General features: G+C 69.0%; 18 protein-coding genes and 1 tRNA gene. 8 read left to right on the forward strand and 11 right to left on the reverse strand.

Going from position 1 to position 19,772, the window contains the following annotated elements:
* Positions 1 to 39 precede the first annotated feature (39 nt).
* Together ACEVFP_RS13345 and ACEVFP_RS13350 are read right to left on the reverse strand one after the other, a co-directional pair.
* The gene (locus tag ACEVFP_RS13345; RefSeq protein WP_374999955.1) at positions 40 to 1,050 is read right to left on the reverse strand and encodes an IS481 family transposase; all 1,011 of its coding nucleotides are present in this window, start codon (positions 1,048 to 1,050) and stop codon (positions 40 to 42) included.
* 17 nt (positions 1,051 to 1,067) lie between these two features.
* Positions 1,068 to 2,186, reverse strand: a complete 1,119-nt coding sequence (locus ACEVFP_RS13350) for a hypothetical protein (protein ID WP_374999681.1) — start codon at positions 2,184 to 2,186, stop codon at positions 1,068 to 1,070.
* Positions 2,187 to 2,580: 394 nt separating this feature from the next.
* On the opposite strand from ACEVFP_RS13350, the gene ACEVFP_RS13355 reads away from it, so the two are divergent.
* Both ACEVFP_RS13355 and ACEVFP_RS13360 read left to right on the forward strand, forming a co-directional pair.
* Positions 2,581 to 3,084 carry a helix-turn-helix domain-containing protein gene (locus tag ACEVFP_RS13355; RefSeq protein WP_374999956.1) on the forward strand — a complete coding sequence of 168 codons (504 nt, stop codon included), beginning with the start codon at positions 2,581 to 2,583 and terminating at the stop codon, positions 3,082 to 3,084.
* 180 nt (positions 3,085 to 3,264) lie between these two features.
* Positions 3,265 to 3,819, forward strand: a complete 555-nt coding sequence (locus ACEVFP_RS13360; RefSeq protein WP_374999957.1) for an integrase core domain-containing protein — start codon at positions 3,265 to 3,267, stop codon at positions 3,817 to 3,819.
* A 58-nt stretch (positions 3,820 to 3,877) separates the two neighbouring features.
* Here ACEVFP_RS13360 and ACEVFP_RS13365 read toward each other — a convergent pair.
* The 5 genes from ACEVFP_RS13365 to ACEVFP_RS13385 form a co-directional block, all read right to left on the reverse strand.
* A tRNA-Met gene (locus tag ACEVFP_RS13365) sits at positions 3,878 to 3,954 on the reverse strand.
* Between the two features lie 288 nt (positions 3,955 to 4,242).
* The gene (locus tag ACEVFP_RS13370; RefSeq protein WP_374999958.1) at positions 4,243 to 7,182 is read right to left on the reverse strand and encodes a UPF0182 family protein; all 2,940 of its coding nucleotides are present in this window, start codon (positions 7,180 to 7,182) and stop codon (positions 4,243 to 4,245) included.
* 79 nt (positions 7,183 to 7,261) lie between these two features.
* Positions 7,262 to 7,804 (reverse strand): PPA1309 family protein, encoded by a 543-nt coding sequence (locus tag ACEVFP_RS13375; protein WP_374999959.1) that lies wholly within the window; start codon positions 7,802 to 7,804, stop codon positions 7,262 to 7,264.
* Complete coding sequence (locus ACEVFP_RS13380) at positions 7,795 to 8,925, reverse strand: PDZ domain-containing protein (RefSeq protein WP_374999960.1); 1,131 nt, start codon at positions 8,923 to 8,925, stop codon at positions 7,795 to 7,797. Before ACEVFP_RS13380 ends, ACEVFP_RS13375 begins: the two co-directional genes overlap by 10 nt.
* A gap of 54 nt (positions 8,926 to 8,979) precedes the next feature.
* Complete coding sequence (locus ACEVFP_RS13385; protein WP_374999961.1) at positions 8,980 to 9,402, reverse strand: molybdenum cofactor biosynthesis protein MoaE; 423 nt, start codon at positions 9,400 to 9,402, stop codon at positions 8,980 to 8,982.
* 95 nt (positions 9,403 to 9,497) lie between these two features.
* Between ACEVFP_RS13385 and ACEVFP_RS13390 the strand changes: the two genes are divergently transcribed.
* Both ACEVFP_RS13390 and ACEVFP_RS13395 read left to right on the forward strand, forming a co-directional pair.
* Positions 9,498 to 10,856 (forward strand): zinc-dependent metalloprotease, encoded by a 1,359-nt coding sequence (locus ACEVFP_RS13390; RefSeq protein WP_374999962.1) that lies wholly within the window; start codon positions 9,498 to 9,500, stop codon positions 10,854 to 10,856.
* Positions 10,857 to 10,862: 6 nt separating this feature from the next.
* Entirely contained in the window at positions 10,863 to 11,417 is a 555-nt protein-coding gene (locus tag ACEVFP_RS13395) for an NUDIX hydrolase (protein ID WP_374999963.1), read from the forward strand.
* On the opposite strand, the gene ACEVFP_RS13400 is transcribed toward ACEVFP_RS13395, so the two are convergent.
* Positions 11,374 to 11,859, reverse strand: coding sequence for a M48 family metallopeptidase (locus ACEVFP_RS13400; RefSeq protein WP_374999964.1), 486 nt, complete (start codon positions 11,857 to 11,859; stop codon positions 11,374 to 11,376). The two genes, ACEVFP_RS13395 and ACEVFP_RS13400, sit on opposite strands and share 44 nt — an antisense overlap.
* Positions 11,860 to 12,283: 424 nt before the next feature.
* Here ACEVFP_RS13400 and ACEVFP_RS13405 point away from each other — a divergent pair, with 424 nt between their 5' ends.
* Entirely contained in the window at positions 12,284 to 13,084 is an 801-nt protein-coding gene (locus ACEVFP_RS13405) for a hypothetical protein (RefSeq protein WP_374999965.1), read from the forward strand.
* A gap of 18 nt (positions 13,085 to 13,102) precedes the next feature.
* On the forward strand, positions 13,103 to 14,452 hold the full coding sequence (locus ACEVFP_RS13410) for an ABC1 kinase family protein (RefSeq protein WP_374999966.1): 1,350 nt from the start codon (positions 13,103 to 13,105) through the stop codon (positions 14,450 to 14,452).
* 6 nt (positions 14,453 to 14,458) lie between these two features.
* On the opposite strand, the gene ACEVFP_RS13415 is transcribed toward ACEVFP_RS13410, so the two are convergent.
* The gene (locus tag ACEVFP_RS13415) at positions 14,459 to 15,187 is read right to left on the reverse strand and encodes a LysE/ArgO family amino acid transporter (protein ID WP_374999967.1); all 729 of its coding nucleotides are present in this window, start codon (positions 15,185 to 15,187) and stop codon (positions 14,459 to 14,461) included.
* A gap of 69 nt (positions 15,188 to 15,256) precedes the next feature.
* Here ACEVFP_RS13415 and ACEVFP_RS13420 point away from each other — a divergent pair, with 69 nt between their 5' ends.
* A complete protein-coding gene (locus tag ACEVFP_RS13420) occupies positions 15,257 to 16,141 on the forward strand; it encodes a LysR family transcriptional regulator ArgP (protein WP_374999968.1) in 885 nt (294 codons plus the stop codon).
* Positions 16,142 to 16,153: 12 nt separating this feature from the next.
* Here ACEVFP_RS13420 and ACEVFP_RS13425 read toward each other — a convergent pair whose 3' ends face one another.
* Positions 16,154 to 18,277, reverse strand: coding sequence for an ATP-dependent helicase (locus ACEVFP_RS13425; protein ID WP_374999969.1), 2,124 nt, complete (start codon positions 18,275 to 18,277; stop codon positions 16,154 to 16,156).
* Positions 18,278 to 18,375: 98 nt separating this feature from the next.
* On the opposite strand from ACEVFP_RS13425, the gene ACEVFP_RS13430 reads away from it, so the two are divergent.
* Positions 18,376 to 18,618, forward strand: a complete 243-nt coding sequence (locus ACEVFP_RS13430; RefSeq protein WP_374999970.1) for a mycoredoxin — start codon at positions 18,376 to 18,378, stop codon at positions 18,616 to 18,618.
* A 278-nt stretch (positions 18,619 to 18,896) separates the two neighbouring features.
* On the opposite strand, the gene nudC is transcribed toward ACEVFP_RS13430, so the two are convergent.
* Entirely contained in the window at positions 18,897 to 19,772 is an 876-nt protein-coding gene (gene nudC / locus ACEVFP_RS13435) for an NAD(+) diphosphatase (RefSeq protein WP_374999971.1), read from the reverse strand.

The raw sequence follows: 19,772 nt of genomic DNA on the forward strand, positions 1-19,772 counted from the left end.
TTGAAGGACTGCACGCATGCAAGGCGGCTCAGGCTGAGGCTAGGTGTATGAGGCCATGACGTTGTTGACGCGTGTCGGTGCTGCAGAGGCAGGCGGTTGCGCGTCGTGAGCGCCGTGGGGACGGTGATAGTTGTAGTGCCGGTTCCACGTTTCCAGCGCGGCAGCGCGTTCTGCTTCCGAGCGCCAGATGCGCGCGTAGAGGAACTCTTCAGCGAGGATCCGGTTGTAGCGCTCGACTTTGCCGTTGTGTCGAGGCGTGTATGGCGTGATGCGCTGGTGTCGGCTGGTCCCGACCGCTTCGCGGAAGGCAGCAGATCGGTAGCAGGAACCGTTGTCAGTCACGACGCGCTCGATCCGGGTGATGCCGTGCTTAGCGAACCAGGCTCTGGCCCGCCCGAAGAACGCGACGGCAGTGACGGCCCTCTCATCCGGTAACGCTTCTGTGTAAGCGAGTCGGGTGTGTCCGTCGATGGCGGAATGCAGGTAGATGTACCCGGTCCTGGCACCGCGGGTCTTCGTGCGGGCGACAGCCTTGGCCTTCTCGCTGCCTTTGCCGTGCACACGCCACCCGCCGCCGTCGGGGATGCGCCCGACCTTCTTCACGTCCAGATGCACCATGTGGCCGGGACGTTTGGCGTTGATCCTTTGCGGCTCCCGGTTCGTCTCGCCGTTCGGGTCGATAAACTTCCGTCGATTCAGGCCCAGCTGTGCGAGGAGCCGGGTGATGGTGCGACGGCTCACCGGTGTTCCTGCCTGCTCGAGCTCGAACGCAATACGGGACGCCGACCATTTGTGTTCCCGCCGCATCGACTCGATCTGCTGCACGAGGCAGCCAGGCGTTGCAGATGGCTGTCGGGCCGGAGAAGATGAGCGGTCCAGTAGGCCGGTCTTCCCGAATCGCTTGTATCTGTTGACCCATTTCGAGGCGGTTGCGCGGGAGATCCCCATCTCGGCGGCCACGTGGGAGATAGGGCGGGTGCGGCAGCGTTCGATCAGGCGGCGTCGGCCTTCGGGTGAGAGGGGAGCGTTGGCATGCGTAGGCGAGGTCATGGCTGCTCTCAGCGATCTCAGATCAGCTCCATCACCGGGCCTTCATGCACGGCCTCGTAGATCACGTTGCGGATCACGTTGGCCTCTTCCGAGGTCAGGGTGCGGTCGATGGGGCGCAGCATGATCCGGATCAGGAGATTGACTTGTCTTTCCAGAGTGCCGAGCCTAGAGCGCGCGGCCTCGGGTAGTCCCTCGTGGGGTGTGCGGCTGAGAATCTCGAGAGACTCGATGACGTCGGCGTTATCTCCGAGGGCGACGCGGATGCGGTCACCAAGCGTCTCCTCGTCCTCTTGTGCATCCACGACGACTGAAATGTCGCGCCGGGCCGCAGGCAGAAGTGAAACGTGCTGCCATGGATCCAGGGTGAGCATCTGGGTTGCTATGCGCGGGTCTTCTGCCCGGAGATAGCGGATGTCAGGGATGCCCTTGCGCAGCATGAGTGCACGTTCAAGGCCCATACCGAGAGCCAGGCCGGACCATCGCTCGGGGTCGAGGCCCGATCCGCGCAGCACCTCGGGATGGATGCGGCCGCACTCGGCGAGCTCAAGCCATTCGTCGTCGTGGAGCACGTCGATCTGCCTACCACCGACGGTGTATGGGTGCGCCACGTCTGTTGTTCTCCACTGCGCATCCGGAAGGACTGCCTCGACCAAGTGGCCGATCATCGTGAGCATGTCCTCGTCATCGGTATCCGGAGTGCTACGGATGCGCCACAAGTCCACCTGGTGGGGTTCCCCCACGTGGGTGCGATCGACGGCGTCGCGACGGTAGACGAGGCCGGGCACCACGAGTAACTCATCCACCTCGGACATCCCCGCATAGTCCTCAAGGACGCGCGGGAGTTCGGCACTCATATGACTGCGAAGCATCACTGCAGGGCTGATGTAACGGGTGTACCGGCGAGCCCGAGTAACATCATCCGGGTCGTAACCGAGGCGGTCGTAGTTGTCCCGAACAGGAACGACCGGCGAGCTGCGCACATACCGGAGGGAGCTGTCCCACTCGGGCTGCAAACGGTCGATGACCGATTGCAGCAATGTCAGGATGGCGTGAGGCCCCTGGTCGGGATCGGTGAGGTCGCGCACGTTGAGAGCGCGATAGAGCTGGTCGGAAGTCAGATAGTCGGCGTGCGACATGCGAAGGTCTCCAAGAAGATGGCAGGTAGGTGAAGGACGAGAAAATTCCCCCGGCCGTACCTGCGGAGACCTACTGCGCTACGACTGCGCGTCGAAGACCCCGCGGCCATATCCCGGCCGGGGGTCTTGAAATCGCTGCTGCATCCGCATGACACCAGTGTAGCTGCGCGACCAGCCACCCGCGAGAAACGTCAACAACCTCCTGGCCAGCAACAGCTAGGCAGGCAGGCAGGCAGCGAAAAGGAAGCAGAAGGAAATCCAGCTCACAAAGCAGGAAGCCGAGCGTGCTGATCAGGGCCCTTCGGGTGGTAGCGGGGACAGTGTGCTGGTTCAGGACATAGGCGACACATCTCTCAAGTCATAGGAGACACTCGCTCGGGGTTGATGCTCGGGGATGTCGAAGGCTCGCCTGGTCATCACCGCCTTGTTCATCGAGCACCAGCCACCCTCGGAAGTGGCTGCCCGCTATGGGGTGCACCGCTCCTGGGTCTACAAGCTCAAGGCCCGCTACGAGGCCGAGGGCGAGGCGGCGTTCGAGCCCCGCTCGCGTCGTGCCAAGACGTCCCCGACGGCTATCGACGCCTCGACGATCGAGCTGATCTGCACCCTGCGTCGCGAGCTCGATGGCTCGGGTCTGGATGCCGGTCTCGACACCATCAGGTGGCATCTGGCCCACCACCACGACGTCACCGTGTCAGCCGCGACGATCAGCCGCCACCTGGCCAAAGCCGGACTCGTCACCCCCGAGCCGAAGAAGAGACCGAAGTCGTCCTACATCCGATTCCAGGCCCAGCTGCCCAACGAGACCTGGCAGTCCGACTTTCCCCCAAGCACTCCGTGCAGGGCGGTGCCCCCACCCACTACCGCCTCCTCGACGGCGCCGACGTCGAGATCCTGACCTGGCTCGATAACTGCACCCGCTACGCCATCAGCGTCACCGCACACCCTCGAGTCACCGGCCCGACCGTGCTCGAGCAGTTCCGCAAAGCCATCAGAACCGCTGGCATCCCAGCCTCCACCCTCACCGACAACGGCATGGTCTTTCCCCCAAGCTCTCCGCTGCGCTCCGAGCAGGGAGGTGCCCCACCACCCGACTCGCCGGCGGACGAGGCGGACGCAATGCCTTGGAGCACGAGCTTCGCCGGCTCCACGTCACCCAGAAGAACGGAAAACCGAACCACCCCACCACCCAGGGCAAAGCATCGAAAGATTCCAGCAGGCGATGAAGAAATGGCTCCCCGCACAACCGAACCAGCCACGCTCAGTCACCGAGCTCCAGAGCCTCCTGGACGCCTTCGTCGAGAACTGCAACCATCACCGGCCTCATCGCTCACTGCCGCACCGAGCGACCCCCGCGGCGCTCTTTCAGACCATGCCCAAAGCACTGCCGGGCAACAGCCGCGACACCCAGACCCACGCACAAGTCCGTCACGACCGCATCGACAAGACCGGCGCCGTCACCCTGCGAAACGCCGGCCGACTCCACCACATCGGCTGTGGTCGAACCCACGCCCGAACCCACATCATCCTGCTCATCCACGACCTGCACGTCCGCATCGTCAATGCCACCACCGGCGAACTCCTGCGAGAGCTCATCCTCGACCCCAACCGGGACTATCAGCCTCAGAAATGAGAACACCCGAACCTGCCTCTGCAGGTTCGGGTGTCTCCGATCTCTTGAGAGATCACATTGGTAGCGGGGACAGGATTTGAACCTGTGACCTCTGGGTTATGAGCCCAGCGAGCTACCGAACTGCTCCACCCCGCGTCGACCTGATGAACTTTACGCTACGGACATCTGTCATCCAAATCGGGGTGGTGCGAGGAAGGTCACGTGGCGTCATCGCGGCCCCTGGCACCGGAAAGGTGGCTTCGCTCCGTCGCGGCTACGCCCTTGGCGCGACGCCTCCATCGCCGCTGGCAGAGCTCGCGTCGCACTCGATCACCGAGGCCTGACTCGCACCACCACAGAGCACCGGGGCTTGGCTCGAACAGAGGCCCCGACCACCGAGGCGCTGCTCGGTGGTCGGGGCTCAGGTCAGTCCAGGGCGTCCTGTCAGTCCAGGGTGTCCTGGGCGTTCTCGATGGCGCTGTTCATCTGGTTGATCCGCTGCTGGTACTCAGCGAGGTCACCGTCGGCCAGGGCATCCTGGGCCAGGCTGTAGAACCGTGAGGCATCCTCGAGGTACTCACTGGTGGTCTTCTCACCGCCGCCATCGGCATCACCACCATCAGCATCTCCGGCGTCAGCGTCAGCGTCGGCGTCGCCCTCGTCGGCCTCCTCGTCGGGATCAGGCACCTGGCCCTCCTCCAGGTCCAGCGCCACGCGCAGGGCCTCATCGAGCGTCTGGCCGAAGCCGACCTCGTCACCGAAGGACGCCGCGACGAACTGCAGCAACGGGTACGAGCCGTCCTCCGCCGAACGACGGATGTAGACCGGCTGAACGTACAGCAGTGCATCGCCGACGGGCAGGGTCAGCAGGTTGCCGTTGAGCACCGTCGCATCGGACTGACGGAACTGCAGCAGCGCCTGCGTGACTCCACGGTCGGAGCTGAACTGGTTGGCGATCTGGCTCGGACCCGGCACCTGCGTCTCGCTCGGCAGCTGCAGGATCTGGATCGTGCCGTAGTCCTCATCGGTTGATTCGGAGTTGACCGACATGAACGAGGCCAGGTTCTGCCTGCTCTGCGGCGTGTAGACGCTGGTCAACGAGAACCGCGGGTCCTCCTGGCCGGGGCGCGCCACGGTCAGGTAGTACGGAGGCTGCAGCGAGTTGTCCGACCCGGCCGGATCCTCCGGGACGCGCCAGCGCTCACCGTCCTCGTAGAACGTCTGCTCGTCGGTGACGTGGTAGCGGGTCAGCACGTCACGCTGCACCTTGAACAGGTCGACCGGGTAGCGCAGGTGCTCCAGCAGGCCGTCGCTGATCTCGTCCTTGTCCTGGACCACGTCCGGGAAGACCTTCATCCAGGTCTCGAGGATCGGGTCCTCCTCGTCCCACTGGTACAGGTCGACGGTTCCGTCGTACGCGTCGACGACGCCCTTGACGGAGTTGCGCATGTAGTTGACCTGGTCGCTGGGCAGCGCGGCCTGGGTGGGCCCCTGCGTCAGCGTGTCCGCCGTGGCCTCCCGCAGTGAACGCTGCTCGGAGTACGGGTAGTGGTTGCTCGCGGTGTATCCGTCGACGATCCAGACCAGACGCCCGTCCACGACGGCCGGGTAGACGTCACCGTCGACCGTGAGCCACGGCGCCACCTTCTCGACACGCTCACGCGGGTGACGGTCGTAGAGGATCTTGGAGTTCTCGTTGACACGCTCCGACAGCACGATGTTGGGCTCGGCGAACTTGAACGCGTACAGCACCTTGTGGAAGATGTTGCCGACGTTCACGCCACCCTCGCCGTCATAGGTGTTCTGCGTGACGTTCTCCGTGTCGTCCTCGTCATCGCTGCCACCACCGCGGGGGATGTCGACCTCGATCGGGTCGGCACCGTCAGGGCGGCCCACGATCGAGTACGACGGAGAGTTCTCACCGAAGTAGATGCGCGGCGGCACCTCCGTCTCGATCTCACCGGTGGGCGGGATGTCCTTCTGCACCCACACCGGCTCGCCCTGCGGGCCACGCTGGTTGCCGCGCGCGGCGATGAGGCCGTACCCGTGGGTGTAGACCGTGTGGTCGTTGGCCCAGTTGCGCTGGTTGGGCTGCAGGCCGTCGAGGTTCAGCTCGCGTGCTGCGATGATGACGTCCTGCGGCTGCTCGTCGTCCCCCAACGCGTAGCGATCGACGTCGAGGGTCCGCGGCACCGTGTAGTAGCCGCGCACCTGCTGGAGCTGCTCGAACGCCGGCGAGATGAGCGTCGGGTCCAGCAGGCGGGTGCTCACGCGCGACTCCGCAGAGGTGCTCAGCTCCTCCGGCTCCAGGGTCGTGTTGGCGCTGTAACGCTCCGTCTGCACGTCGGCGACGCCATAGGCGTCCCGGGTCGCCTCGATGTTGCGTGCGATGTACGGCCCCTCACGGTCAGGCTCGGAGGGCCGGACCTGGAAGGACTGCATGACGTACGGCCAGATGCCGCCGAGCAGCACCGACGTCAGCAGCAGCAGTCCCAGACCGATGCCCGGCAGCACCCATGAACGGATCACGGCGGTGGCGAAGAACAGCAGCGCGCACAGGATGGCCACACCGATGAGGATGTTGTTCGCCGGGATGCGAGCGTTGGCATCGGTGTACCCGATGCCATCGAACAGACCGCCCTCGCTGATGGCCAAGCCGTAACGGTCCAGCCAGTAGGTGAAGGCGCGCAGCAGCACACCCAGGCCCACGAGCACCGACAGGTGCACCTGCGCCGCGCGGGTGAACGATGCTCCTCGGCCCTGGATCCGGACCGCGCCGTATACGTAGAGGATGAACGCCACAGCGATGACGGACAGGACGATCGCCGCGAAGGTGTAGGACGTGACGAAGCGCAGCCACGGGTAGTCGAAGACGAAGAAGCTGATGTCGCGGCCGAAGTGCGGATCCTCCTGGCCGAACGACGTGCCGTTGCGCCACAGCTGGAAGGTGTCCCACCGACTGGAGGCCACGGACCCGGCGAACGCGGTGAGCAGCAGTCCCACCACCAGGAGGGCGGGCTTGACGACAGGAGTCAGCGCCTGGCGGTACCGGTAGGCGGGATCGGCTCGCGCCGGCAACGGCACGGAGTCGGGCCGGAAGCGGTACGCGAGGTACATGTTGACCACGACGAACAGTGCGAACAGCAGCCCGAGGACGAGGAACATGCCCACCCGGGTGATCAGCAACGTGTTCCAGACCTGCGTGTACTCCACCGAACGGAACCACAGCCGGTCGGTGTAGACGTTCATGAAGATCGAGCCCAGGAACAGCAGCACCGCCAGGGTCACCAGCGTCGGCACCAGGACACGCCGGCGCCGATCCACCCCGCCACCCCCGGACGGTGGCTCGGGTCGCTGGCGGGGGGTTCCGAAGATGTCGCTCACGATGCTCCTGGTGCGGGGCCTGCTGGGCGGTCGGGTGCTGCGGGGCTGCTCCGGGGGACGAACCGGAGTAAGGACGAGCCTATGTCAAGGTGCCATGCAGCGAGTCCAGCAGGCCCGGCACGAGGTCCGGCCCCTCCAACAGCTCGGCCCCCTCTGGCGTGCGTGCCCGCACGATGCTGTGCCTCCCCCCGTCCCTCAGGACCGCCGCCACCAGGCGCACCTCGCGACGCTCGGGATGGGCGACGACGGCCTCGATGAGGGCCGTGGGATCGGTCGGGAGGTCCTCCTCGGCCCCGGGGGGCAGCATGACCCGCTCCACCACGACGGCGCAGCCCGTGACGGCGTCCGGCCACTCGATCGCCCCGAGCAGCTCCTCCAGGTCGCGGTCCTGCGGCAGGTCCTGCTCGACCGACGTCAGCGAGCCGTGGTCGTCCTCGCCGTCGACGCCCAGCTGCTCGGCGAGCGCCGGCTCCCGGGCGATCAGATCCACCGTCGGGACCAGCGCGTAGAGGCGAGCGGGCTGGTCCCAGCCGTCCTCCCCCACGTGCGCCTCGACCTCGAGCGCGACCTCTCGCAGCGGCGTCGTGGGGTGCAGCTCATCGAGCGGCGGATCTACTGACATGTGGGCACCTCTGCCTCGGGATCGTCGGCCAGGGTCGTGAGGGCATCGATCGCGCCGTCGAGGGTCTTCACCTCGATGAGCTTCATGCCATGGTCGTCGCCCGTGACGGCTTCGGCGCAGTTGTCCTCGGGCACCAGGAAGATGGTGGCGCCGTCGGAGGCGGCCCCGGCCATCTTCTGACGGATGCCGCCGATGCTTCCCACCGTGCCGTCCCCGGCGATCTCGCCGCTGCCGGCGATCCGTTCACCACTGGTGAGGGTCCCCGGGGTGAGCCGGTCGTAGATGGCGAGGGCGAACATCGTGCCCGCGCTGGGTCCGCCCACCTGGTCGCCGACGTTGTTCTCGATCTCGACCGGGAAGTCGTAGGCCGTGCCCACCGTGATCCCGATGAGCGGCAGCTCCGGGTCCTCCGGTGAGGGCTTCGTCGTGATCGAGACACTCTGCTCCTCACCATCACGGGAGATGCCGACCTCCACCTCGTCGCCGGGGTCCCCGGCACGGACGGCGCTCTGCACCTCCTGGGCGGACGTCACCGGCTCGTCGTCGACGGTGAGGATGAGGTCCTCGGGCTCCAGGACGTCGACCGACGCCCCGTCCTCGACGACGTCGACGACCTTGGGCGTCTCAGGGACGTCGTAGCCGGCCGCTCGCAGCGCCGCAGCGCGAGAGGTGTCCTTGGAGCTGGTCAGCTGCGCGGCCCCCTGCTCCTTCGACTGGTCAGCCGTCTCCCCCTCGGGGTACACCGACTCGCGCGGAACCACGGAGACGTCGCGCGTCAGGTACGCGCTCACGACGTCGCCGAACCTGAGCTGGTTGTCGGCGCTGGTGACCGAGACGGTGGTGAAGTCCAGCACCCCGTCCGTGTCATAGGTCTTGACGTCGTCGCCGAAGGTGATCATCGGCGACCCGTCGAACTCCCCCAGGGTGTCGAAGGCCGGGCCGGGTCGCATCGCCACGTACGGCACGGGCACCAGGAAGGCGACGCACAGCAGCGCCACGAAGCTGATCGCCGCCACGACGACAGCGGCATATCCCCGACTGCGGTGTCGGGCGACATCTGCCTCTGACTGGCCGGCAGGCGGGTCGTCCTCACCGGCAGGCGGCACACTCGGGTCTGTCACGACGGACAGCCTAAGGTGTCTGGCCCAACCTCACCCAGGTCGCTCGGTGGAGGCTCACGTGGGGTGGACCCACTCGGGCTCACCACTGGCGAAGACCTGGTGCTTCCACAGCGGCACCTCGGCCTTCAGCTCGTCGATGAGTCGCCGCGCCGCAGTGAACGCGGCGTCGCGGTGTGCCGCCGAGGCTGCGACGACGACGGCCAGGTCACCGACGGACAGCTCCCCCACGCGGTGGGTCGCAGCCAACGCACGCACGTCCTCCTCACGGCCGATGGTCTCCGCGACGCGTCGCAGCTCGTCACCGGCGATCGGGTGGGCCGAGTACGTCAGCGCCGTGACGTCGCGTCCGCCGTCGTGGTCGCGGACCACCCCGGTGAACAGCACGACGGCTCCGGCCGCGGGGTCGCGGACGGCGTCATACACCTCATCGAGGCTGAGCGGGGTGTCCCGGACCTCCGCGATCGGCACGCTGGTCATGATCGCCACCCTATGTGTCCTGCGATCGCCCGGTCGATCGGTCGAGCCCCGGCTCGTCCAGCGGCGGACGTGTCCCGGGGCGCTAGTGTTGAGACATGCCTGACGAGCGACCTCCGGACGAGCCGGACCCCGGCGAGAACCCCTTCGCGGGCACGCCCATGGAGCAGATCTTCAACGCGATGGGCGGCTCCGGCGGCCAGGCCCCCGACCTCAGCGCCTTGTTCGGGCAGATGCAGCGCATGTTCAGCGGCGCGCAGGACGGATCGGTCAACTTCGACGTCGTCCGCGAGACGGCGCGCACCGCGCTCGCGGCCGCCGGCGACGACCCCTCCCCCCACACCGGCCAGCAGGGCGCCGTCTCCGACGCCGTGCAGCTGGCCGAGTCCTGGCTGGACCGGGCCACCAGCGTCCCCGCCAGCGCCCCCCGGGCCGCGGCGTGGAGTCGCGCCGAGTGGGTCGAGGCCACCGCCGACACGTGGCAGCAGCTCGTCGGCCCCATCGCCGACTCCGTGGTCGGCGCAATGGGCGAGGCCATCCCCGAGGAAGCGCGAGCCATGGCCGGCCCGCTCATCGGCATGCTCAACCAGGCCGGCAGCGCGATGTTCGCGCAGCAGGTGGGCCAGGCCCTGGCGGGCCTCGGCGGGGAGGTGCTGTCCTCCACCGACATCGGCATCCCCCTCACCGACGACCGGACCGCCGCCATCCTGCCCACCAACGTGGCCGCCTTCGGCGAGGGGCTCGAGCACTCCGCCGCCGACGTGATGCTCTACGTCGCCCTGCGCGAGTGCGCGCACCATCGGTTGTTCTCACACGCCACCTGGCTGCGCTCGGCGCTGATCAGCACGATCGAGGAGTTTGGCCGCGGCACACGCATCGATCTCTCCGCCATCGAGTCGCAGATACAGGGCCTGGACCCCTCCCGTCCCGACCAGATCGCCGAGGCCATGCAGGGCGGGATGTTCGAGCCCGAGCGCACCCCCGAGCAGCAGGCCGCTCTTGACCGGCTGGAGACGCTGCTGGCCTTCATCGAGGGTTGGGTCGACGACGTCGTCGCGCAGGCCACGCACGAGACCATGCCGGCCGCCCCGGCACTGGCCGAGGCCGTGCGTCGGCGCCGTGCCACGGGCGGACCCGCCGAGCAGACCTTTGCCTCTCTCGTCGGCCTGGAGCTGCGTCCCCGGCGTCTGCGCGACGCGTCGACGCTGTGGGCCGCGCTGCGCGACCGCAAGGGCGCCGAGGCACGCGATGCCGTGTGGACGCACCCGGACCTCATGCCCACGCGCACCGACCTCGACGACCCGCTCGGTTTCGCCCAGGACGATCAGGACGTGCCCGAGGGCGATGCCTTCGACGCCGCACTTGATGAGCTCCTCAGCCAGGAGGGGCGGTCGAAGGACGACGACACCGGCTCCGAGGCACCTCAGGATGAGGGCGGCCCAGAGCGCGACGACTGAACGTCCGTGACGCTGCACGCCGACGCCCGCCACGTCCTGAGCACGTGGCCGGCACCTGATGAGGAGCAGGAGCGGCTGCGCCTGCTGTACCTGGAGCACCTGGCTCGCCATCGCGATGCGATGCGGCGCAGCTGCCACCCGGACCACCTGACCAGCAGCGCCCTCGTCGTGGACGAGAGCCGTGTGCTGCTGGTCCGGCACGCCAAGGCCGGGCTCTGGCTGCAGACGGGCGGCCACTGTGAGCCTGGCGACGCGACGCTCGCCGACGCCGCGCTGCGCGAGGCGACCGAGGAGTCGGGCATCTCTGGCCTGCGGATCGATCCGGTGCCGCTGCGGTTGTCACGCCACGTGGTGCCGGCGTGTGGACCGGTCCGGCCGTCGCACCACCTGGACGTGCAGTTTCGCGTCGTGGCGCCCTCGGGCAGCACGCCCGTGCGGCAACCGGGCGAGGACCCGGTGGGATGGTTCGCGCCCGATCAGCTCCCCGAGCCCACCGACGAGGACGTGCGCGCCCTGGTCAGCGCTGCCATGCCACTCCCCGGAGGAATCCCTCGGCCTTGAGGTGGTGCGGGTAGCGCTCCACCAGCGCCTTGAACCCGGGACCGTGGTTCGGCTCCAGCAGGTGCGCGAGCTCGTGCACGAGCACGGCGTCGACCACCCAGTCCGGCATGCCGATCATGCGGTCGGAGAGTCGGATGGAGCCCTCCAGCACGGTGCACGACCCCCACCGCTTGTCCTGGTTGCCCACCCACCGCACGGACGTCGGCACCGCCTCGCCGTCCAGGTACCTGGCCGACAGCCGGTGTGCGCGGGCGAGCAGGTCGTCGTCACTGAGCTGCATCCGCCGCTCGCGGGCCTCCAGCTTGGCCACGAGAGCGGCGACGTGGCGCCGTTCCTCCTCCGGCGACAGGTGCGCCGGCATGAGAACCACGATGCGGCCGTCCTCACGGCGCGCGGTGACGTTCCGCTTGCGACGGGCGCTGCGGCGGATCTCTACATCCATGACGTCAACGTAACCCGGCGGGGGTTCGGGGCCGTGGGCCGAAATCAGCACAGTCTGTCCCGGGGACATCACCGGCCACACCAGAAACACTGGCGGCGATCCCCGCTCCTCCACACGGCTCGAAGGCACGTCGTCGCTGGTCAGGCGAGGGCTGAGCGGTTCCTGACGAGACGTTTCCACTCCCCGTCCACCGGGCGTCCACACCACTGCCCGGCGATTCACACACGTTGTCCCCACCTTCGTCCACAGGCGTGGACAACTTCTGCCCGCGCCATGTTGACGACGGCTCCTGACCTCCCCTAGCGTGACCGGCCGGGCTCCCGGTCGCGGTCCGCAGGGGAAGGCAGGCCCGACCGGGAGCCCTCGCACGGCACGCTGTGGACAGCCGGTCGCCGCCGCCGGTGGTCCACAGCACCATCGAGGCATGTCCGTGCGACCAAGCCTTCCTCCGGCGACCACCGTCGTGAGGCGCGACGTCCACCACCTGCAGGTCGGCACCGACCCGGGGGTGCTCGTGCGTGACCGCCCCGGGCTCGTCGGCCTGCTCCGGCTGCTCGACGGTGTCCGCGACGTGCCCCAGCTCGCCGCACTGGCCGGACCGGAGATCGCCGGCGACGTCCCCTCCGTCGTCACCGAGCTCCTGGCGCGTGGCGCACTCGTCGACGCTCGGCCACCGGTCCGGGCCCGGCTCGACATCGCGGTGCACTGCGACGCGCCCACGCAACGACTGGCCGAGACGGTCCGGACCGCGCTGCACGAGCTCGACCTCGCCCCCGCGGGGAGGAGCGGACCACGCCTGTACGTGCACCTCAGCACCGGTGAACCGGCCCGCAGCGACATCCAGCCCCTCGCCGCCACGGGGCAGGCGCACCTGCTCATCTCCACTGCCGGCCCGCGGGTGCGGGTCGGACCGCTCGTGGTGCCGGGGGTCAGCCCCTGCCTGACCTGTCTCGACCTCGGCCAGCGCGATGAGGACCCGACCTGGCCGGTCGTGGTCGCCCAGTCCGAGGGCCCACCGATCGCGACCGGCCCGGCCGGCATCGCGCCCACTGCTCGCTGGGCCGTGGCGGCGACGGTGACCCGCGACGTCCGCGCTCTCGTCAGCGGGCGGCGCCCCCGCAGCGCCGGAGCGGTCCTGCGTCTCGGACCGGACGGCGACCACGAGGACTCACGTCCCGTCACGTTCCACCACGGCTGCGGCTGCTGGCTGCTGGGCGCTCCATGAGCGACGTATCCTGTCCGGATGGCGGAGGACGAGCAGCGGGCGCGACGAAGAGACACGTCGCTGCCGGCCTCGGCCTTCAGCCGCGGCGCCAAGCTCGCGGCCCTTCCGGTGGGATTCGCCGGGCGCACCGCGATCGGCGTGGGACGTCGGATCGGCGGCGCACCGGCCGATGCCGTCCTCACCGAGGTGCAACGCCGCACGGCCGAGCAGATCTTCAGCGTCCTCGGCCAGCTCAAGGGCGGCGCCATGAAGTTCGGCCAGGCGATGAGCATCTTCGAGGCGGCCCTGCCCGATGAGATCGCCGGCCCCTATCGCGAGACGCTCACCCGACTGCAGGACGCCGCTCCCCCGATGCCGCCGGACGTCGTCCACCGTGCGCTTGCCACCCAGCTCGGCGAGCAGTGGCGTGAGCTGCTCGTCGAGATCGACGACGAGCCCGCTGCCGCAGCCTCCATCGGTCAGGTGCACCGGGGCCGGTGGCACGACGGCCGCGAGGTCGCGATCAAGGTGCAGTACCCGGGGGCCGCCAAGGCTCTGCGGTCGGACCTGCGGCAGCTGGCCCGGCTCTCGCGGCTGTTCGGTGTGCTCGCACCCGGCCTGGACGTCAAGCCGCTCATCGCCGAGCTGCAGGACCGCGTCGCCGAGGAGCTCGACTACGAGCTGGAGGCGGACTCACAGCGTGCCTTCCACGACGCCTACGCCGACGACCCCGAGGTCAGTGTCCCGGCCGTGGTGCACTCCAGCCCTCAGGTGCTCATCACCGAGTGGATGGACAGCGACGGTTCGCTCGCCGGGATCATCAAGGACGGTGCGCAGGCCGACCGGGACCACTACGGGGCCCTGTACGCCCGGTTCCTGCTGGAGGGGCCCGGTCGCGTCGGGCTGCTGCACGCCGACCCGCACCCCGGTAACTTCCGGGTGCTCGCGGACGGCCGGATGGGCGTGGTCGACTTCGGCGCCGTCGCGCGCCTGCCGGACGGGCTGCCGCCGGCCATCGGCCCCCTGCTGCGCACCGCCATCGAGGGCGATGCCGAGGCCGTGAGCCAGGGGCTGCGTGACGAGGGGTTCCTGCGGGAGGGCACCAGCATCGAGCCTGAGGTCCTCTCGGCCTACCTGGGACCGTTCTTCGAGCCCGCTGTCGTCGAGGAGTTCGGGTTCAACCGGGAGTGGCTGCGCAGCCAGATGCAACGCCTCAGCAGTCCCGGTGTCGAGGGCATGGCCACCTCGCTGCGGATCAACCTGCCGCCGGAGTACCTGCTCATCCACCGCGTGTGGCTGGGCGGCGTCGGCGTGCTCAGCCAGCTGGAGGCCACCGCGCCGTTCCGCTCGATCCTGCAAGACACCGTGCCCGGCTTCGCCGGCGACTGACCCGGCTCACGCCACGACGAGCGTCACCGCGAGGGCCAGCATCACCGCGGCGATCACCCCGTCGAGCACCTGCCAGGCACGAGCGCCACGCAGCCACCGCCCCAGGTACCGGGCCCCGTAGCCCAGGGCGCAGAACCACACGATGCTCGCCGTCACGGCCCCGAGCGCAAACCACCAACGGTGGTCACCGTGGGTGGCCGCGACGGAGCCGAGCAGCACGACGGTGTCGAGGTAGACGTGTGGGTTGAGCCAGGTGAGCGCCAGCGCCGTCGCCACCACGGGTGCTGCCCCCGTACGAATCAGCCCAGTACGAGTCAGCCCAGTACGAGTCAGCCCAGTACGAGTCAGCCCAGTACAAGTCTGCTCAGTACGCGTCGGCACAGCACGCGTCGCCACGGCCCCCGCACCAGCCGTGGGGCCGGGCACGGTCTCCTCAACCTGCAGGCCCTCGGCCGGCGGGTCCAGGGCCCGGCGCGCCGCGTGGACGCCGTAGACCAGCAGGAACGCCGCACCGCCCCACCGGGCGGCCTCGGCGAACCACGGAAACACCTCCAGCAGGTGCCCCAGCCCAGCCACACCCGCCACGATGAGCACGGCGTCGGACACTGCACACGTCGCCACCACCAGCCCGAGGTGGGAACGGCGCAACCCCTGCCTCAGCACGAAAGCGTTCTGCGCGCCGATGGCGATGATGAGAGTGAGCCCCATGAGGAACCCGGAGAGGACGCTGAGCACGGCCCCACGCTACGGACGGACCTGATGAAGCACCAGCGAATCTTCTTGACGTACCATTAGCATGGCTTCATGTCGTGGAACGCCGAGCTCGTCGCCACCTTCGCCGCCGTCGTCGACACCGGAACCTTCGACGGCGCCGCGCGTCAGCTGCACATGACCCCATCGGCCGTGAGCCAGCGGATCAAGACACTGGAGCAGCAGGTCGGCCGACGGCTCGCGGTGCGCAGCCGCCCGGTGACTCCGACCGATGCCGGGCGCGCCGTCCTGCGGCACGCGCAACGACTCGCCCTGCTGGAACATGACCTGACCACCGACCTGGGCGTCGACCCGCCCGGCGGCTTCGTGCGGATGGGCGTCGCCGTCAACGCCGACTCGCTCGCCACGTGGTTCCTGGACCCGCTCGCCACGTTCGCCGCCGAGCACGAGGTCGCGCTGGAGCTGCACCGCGAGGACCAGGAGCGCACCGCCCGACTCCTCACGGACGGCGTCGTCATGGCGGCGGTGACCTCACGCAGCACGCCCGTGCCCGGCTGCCGGGTCGAGCCGCTCGGCGCCCTGATGTACGTTCCCGTCGCCGCCCCGGCCTGGATCCAACGGTGGGACCGGGGATCGACTGGCGAGACGCTCGCCCACGCGCCACGCGTCGACTACGACCGCCACGACACCCTGCAGGTCCGGTGGCTCAGCCAGCAGGACGTCACGGCACCCACCGCTGCCCGACACCTCGTGCCGTCCTCCCATGACTTCGCACGAGCCGTGGAGCTGGGGCTCGGCTGGGGCCTGCTGCCCGTGCAACATGCCGAGCCGATGCTCGAGGACGGGAGGCTCGTCACCCTCGACGGTCCGCCGATCAGCACGCCGCTGTGGTGGCAGTACTGGTCGTCGCCGTCGGACACCCTCGCGGCGCTCACCGACGTCGTGCTGACCCACGCACAGGTTCGTCTCGTGCGGTGAGCCCGAGACTGCTCAGCCCTCGGCGAGCAGCGCCAGGACCTGCGCGCCGTAGCGCTCTCGCTTGGCGGCCCCGATCCCCGGTACGGCGCTGAGGCCGCGATCGTCGGACGGCTTGTGCTCCACCAGCGCCAGCAGGGTGGCGTCCTGGAAGACGACGAACGGCGGGACCTTGGCGGCGGAGGCCGTCTCGGTCCGCCACTGCTTGAGCTTGTCGAACAGCGCCCGGTCGGCCGGCTCGAGCGACTCCAGGGCCGCAGCCGTGCGCTTCTTGGGCCGAGGGGTCTGGCCACCACCGCGAGCGGGATGGTCCGACGGCAGCAACGGGTCCAGGAACCGGGTGGGCCCACGGCTCTGCCGGCCGCCCACCGTGCGGGCCCTCGCCCAGGAGATGGACAGGCGTCTGCGGGCTCTGGTGACACCGACGTAGAAGAGCCGCCGCTCCTCCTCCACTGCCTCGGGGGTGTCTGCGTGGACGCTGGGCAGCATGCCCTCGTGCATGCCGACGCAGAACACGGCGTCCCACTCCAGGCCCTTGGCCGAGTGCAAGGTGGCGAGCGTGACGCCCTCGGCCGTGGGGGCATGGGCCGTGGCAGCACGGCGTTCCAGGTCCGCGACGAGCTCGGTGAGCCCCGCCTGCGGATCGTCGGCGGCGAGGTCGGTGGCCATGGAGACGATGGCGTTGAGGGACTCCCACCGGTTGCGCGCCTCGCCCGCACCCGTGGGTGGGGAGAGGGTGTGGCCGAGCCCGGCCAGGACCGCGCCGCACTCCCCGACGAGCGTGCCGTCCGAGGCGTGCTGACCTGACCTCGCGGCGCCGCGCAGCAGGGTGACGGCCTGACGCACCTCGGCCCGGTCGAAGAACCCGGCGACGCCACGCAGCGTGTACGGCACGCCACGCTCCCCGAGGGCCTCCTCGAACGCCTCGGACTGCGCGTTGATGCGGAACAGCACCGCCATCTCCCGATAGGGCATGCCGGCGCGGTGCAGGGAGACGATGTCGTCGGCCACCGAAGCGGCCTCGGCCGGCTCGTCGGAGTGACCGAGGTAGCGCACCGGGTCCCCGGGGCTGTTCTGTGCCTGCAGCGGACGTCCCCGGACGGTGCCGCCCTCCCTCTCCCGGGAGGGGAAGACGGCGTTGGCGACAGCCACCACCTGCGGCGTGGAGCGGTAGTTGCGTACCAGCTCGATGCGTTGGGCGTCGGGGTAGCGGGTGGTGAAGTCGGCGAGGATGCGCGGCGACGCCCCGGCGAAGGAGTAGATCGTCTGGCGGGGATCACCGACGACACAGACGTCTTCACGTCCCCCCAGCCACAGGTCGAGCAGGGTGGACTGCAACGGATTGACGTCCTGGAACTCATCGACGACGAACCAGCGGTACTGGCTGCGCACCCGTGCGGCGATGCGCTCGTCGTCGGCGAGAATGGCCGCGGTGACCAGGAGGATGTCCTCCATGTCGATACGGTTGGCCTCCCGCTTGAGGTCCTCGTAGGACACCATCAGGGCGGCCACCTGTCCGCGATCCAGACCCGCGACCTCACGGCCGCGCGCCCTGGCCACGTCGGGGTAGCTGCTGGGATCGACGTTGCTGACCTTGGCCCACTCGATCTCCGCGGCGAGATCGCGCACGACGGCCGCATCCAGCGAACGCAGGCCATTGCGCCCGGCTGCGTTCCTGACCAGGCCGAACTTGGACTGCACGACCTCGGGGAACTCGGTGCCGTAGACGGTGGGCCAGAAGAAGCGCGCCTGACGCAGCGCAGCGGAGTGGAACGTGCGGGCCTGCACGTTCGGGGCACCGAGGCGTCGCAGCCGCTCGCGCATCTCACCGGCCGCCTTGGTGGTGAAGGACAACGCCAGGACCTCGGTGGGCTCGTACACCCCGGTGGCCACGCCGTAGGCCATCCGATGGGTGATGGCACGGGTCTTGCCGGTGCCTGCGCCGGCGACGATGCAGACCGGACCACGCAGCGCCTCGGCGGCGGCGCGCTGCTCCGGGTCCAACGGCTCCAGCAGCGACTGTGCCGACTCGAGTGGGGCTGACTCGAGAGAGGCCGGCTCGAGTGGCCCAGACTCAGATGGCGCCGACCCAGATGGCGCAGACTCAGATGGGGCCTCTCCGAACGGGGCGTCGGTCATCGCTCTCCTGTGGACGGGAATCAGACAGTGCTCGCGTACGTTGGAGGGTGCTCGCACACGTTGACGTGAGCAACACTAGACGCCTGAGGAGACACTCGATGACCGGCCAGTTCACCCTCTACTCGACCCCGTGGTGCGGCTACTGCCACCGCCTCAAGGGACAACTCCAGCGCGAGGGCATCGTCTTCGACGAGGTCGACATCGAGGCCGACCCCGCCTCGGCCGACGTCGTCGCGCAGGCCAACGGTGGCAACCAGACCGTCCCCACCCTCGTGTTCGCCGACGGCACCGCTCTGACCAACCCGTCACTGGCCGAGGTCAAGGCCCAGCTCAGCGCCTAGCTTGCCGACCGGGCTTTCCCTGGCGTGACCCAGTCCCCCTGATTCCCATGAGTTCCAGGGATTCTTGGGACCTCTGGCATCGGCCCGGCGCCACCTATCCGCTGCGCCACCTACCCCCAAGCACCACCTACGCCCCAGCACCACCTACCCCGGTTTTCTGTTGCTCACCGGCGTTTGCACACCGTGGTGAGCAGAAGAAAACCGGGGGAAGTCTCCTGATTCCCATGAACTCATGGGAATCAGGGGGACGGTGCGACCGGAGAGCTCGACGACGGGCTTCAGAACCAGCTGGCGGTGATGGGTGAGCCGAGCCAGGACTCGATGAGCCAGCTGGAGATGGAGACGCCGGACGGCGGGAGGAGGAGGGTTCCGGCCTGCGCCTCGCTGGCCAGCTCGTCGCGAGTGACCCAGCGCGCCTCGGCGATCTCGTCGTCATCGGTGGTGATCTCGGTGGACTCGGCACGACCGAAGAAGCCCAGCATGAGGCTGGACGGGAACGGCCACGGCTGGCTCGCGCCGTAGCGAACCTCCCCCACACGCACACCGGCCTCCTCATCGACCTCGCGCCGCACGGCATCCTCCAACGACTCACCCGGCTCCACGAACCCCGCGAGCGTGGAGAACCGCCCCTGTGGCCACGCAGCCTGCCGCCCGAGCAGTGCACGGTCCTGGTCGTCGGTGATGAGCATGATGACGGCCGGGTCCGTGCGCGGGAAGTGATGCTTGCCGCATCCGACGTCGTCGGGACACACCCGCAGGTGCCCGGCCTCGCGAACCTCGGTCCGCGAGCCGCACTGCGGACAGAACGGTGTGCTCGAGAGCCACCGCGCCATGGCGACGGCATGGACGGCCAGCGACAGCTCGTCGGCCGGCAGCAGCGGCGCCAGGACGCGAACGCTGGCCGGTGCGAGCTCGGCCGGCACCCGGTCGACGACGACTGCGGCATGCTGGCGCCCGCCCTGCTCCCCCAGGTGGATCCACTGTCCGTCGGGGGCCTGCTCGAGCGAGACCCACCGCAGCGCCGGCCCATCGACGGTGGCCACGTGCTCCCCGCCCAGCACCAGCACCCGGGGGTTCTCGTGACGCCAGGCGTCGTTCTTGCGCAGGATGCCCTGACGGTCGTGCCGGGCGCGGTCGAAGGCGAAGCTCGTCAC

It is taken from the genome of Aeromicrobium sp. CTD01-1L150, from assembly GCF_041951745.1.
In the GTDB taxonomy this organism is placed as follows: Bacteria; Actinomycetota; Actinomycetes; order Propionibacteriales; family Nocardioidaceae; genus Aeromicrobium.

Coding starts and splice junctions, on each gene's coding strand:
- ACEVFP_RS13345 (WP_374999955.1), bottom strand. CDS start 1,050: ATGACCTCGCCTACGCATGCCAACGCTCCCCTCTCACCCGAAGGCCGA.
- ACEVFP_RS13350 (WP_374999681.1), bottom strand. CDS start 2,186: ATGTCGCACGCCGACTATCTGACTTCCGACCAGCTCTATCGCGCTCTC.
- ACEVFP_RS13355 (WP_374999956.1), top strand. CDS start 2,581: ATGTCGAAGGCTCGCCTGGTCATCACCGCCTTGTTCATCGAGCACCAG.
- ACEVFP_RS13375 (WP_374999959.1), bottom strand. CDS start 7,804: ATGTCAGTAGATCCGCCGCTCGATGAGCTGCACCCCACGACGCCGCTG.
- ACEVFP_RS13385 (WP_374999961.1), bottom strand. CDS start 9,402: ATGACCAGCGTGCCGATCGCGGAGGTCCGGGACACCCCGCTCAGCCTC.
- ACEVFP_RS13390 (WP_374999962.1), top strand. CDS start 9,498: ATGCCTGACGAGCGACCTCCGGACGAGCCGGACCCCGGCGAGAACCCC.
- ACEVFP_RS13400 (WP_374999964.1), bottom strand. CDS start 11,859: ATGGATGTAGAGATCCGCCGCAGCGCCCGTCGCAAGCGGAACGTCACC.
- ACEVFP_RS13405 (WP_374999965.1), top strand. CDS start 12,284: ATGTCCGTGCGACCAAGCCTTCCTCCGGCGACCACCGTCGTGAGGCGC.
- ACEVFP_RS13410 (WP_374999966.1), top strand. CDS start 13,103: ATGGCGGAGGACGAGCAGCGGGCGCGACGAAGAGACACGTCGCTGCCG.
- ACEVFP_RS13420 (WP_374999968.1), top strand. CDS start 15,257: ATGTCGTGGAACGCCGAGCTCGTCGCCACCTTCGCCGCCGTCGTCGAC.
- ACEVFP_RS13425 (WP_374999969.1), bottom strand. CDS start 18,277: ATGACCGACGCCCCGTTCGGAGAGGCCCCATCTGAGTCTGCGCCATCT.
- ACEVFP_RS13430 (WP_374999970.1), top strand. CDS start 18,376: ATGACCGGCCAGTTCACCCTCTACTCGACCCCGTGGTGCGGCTACTGC.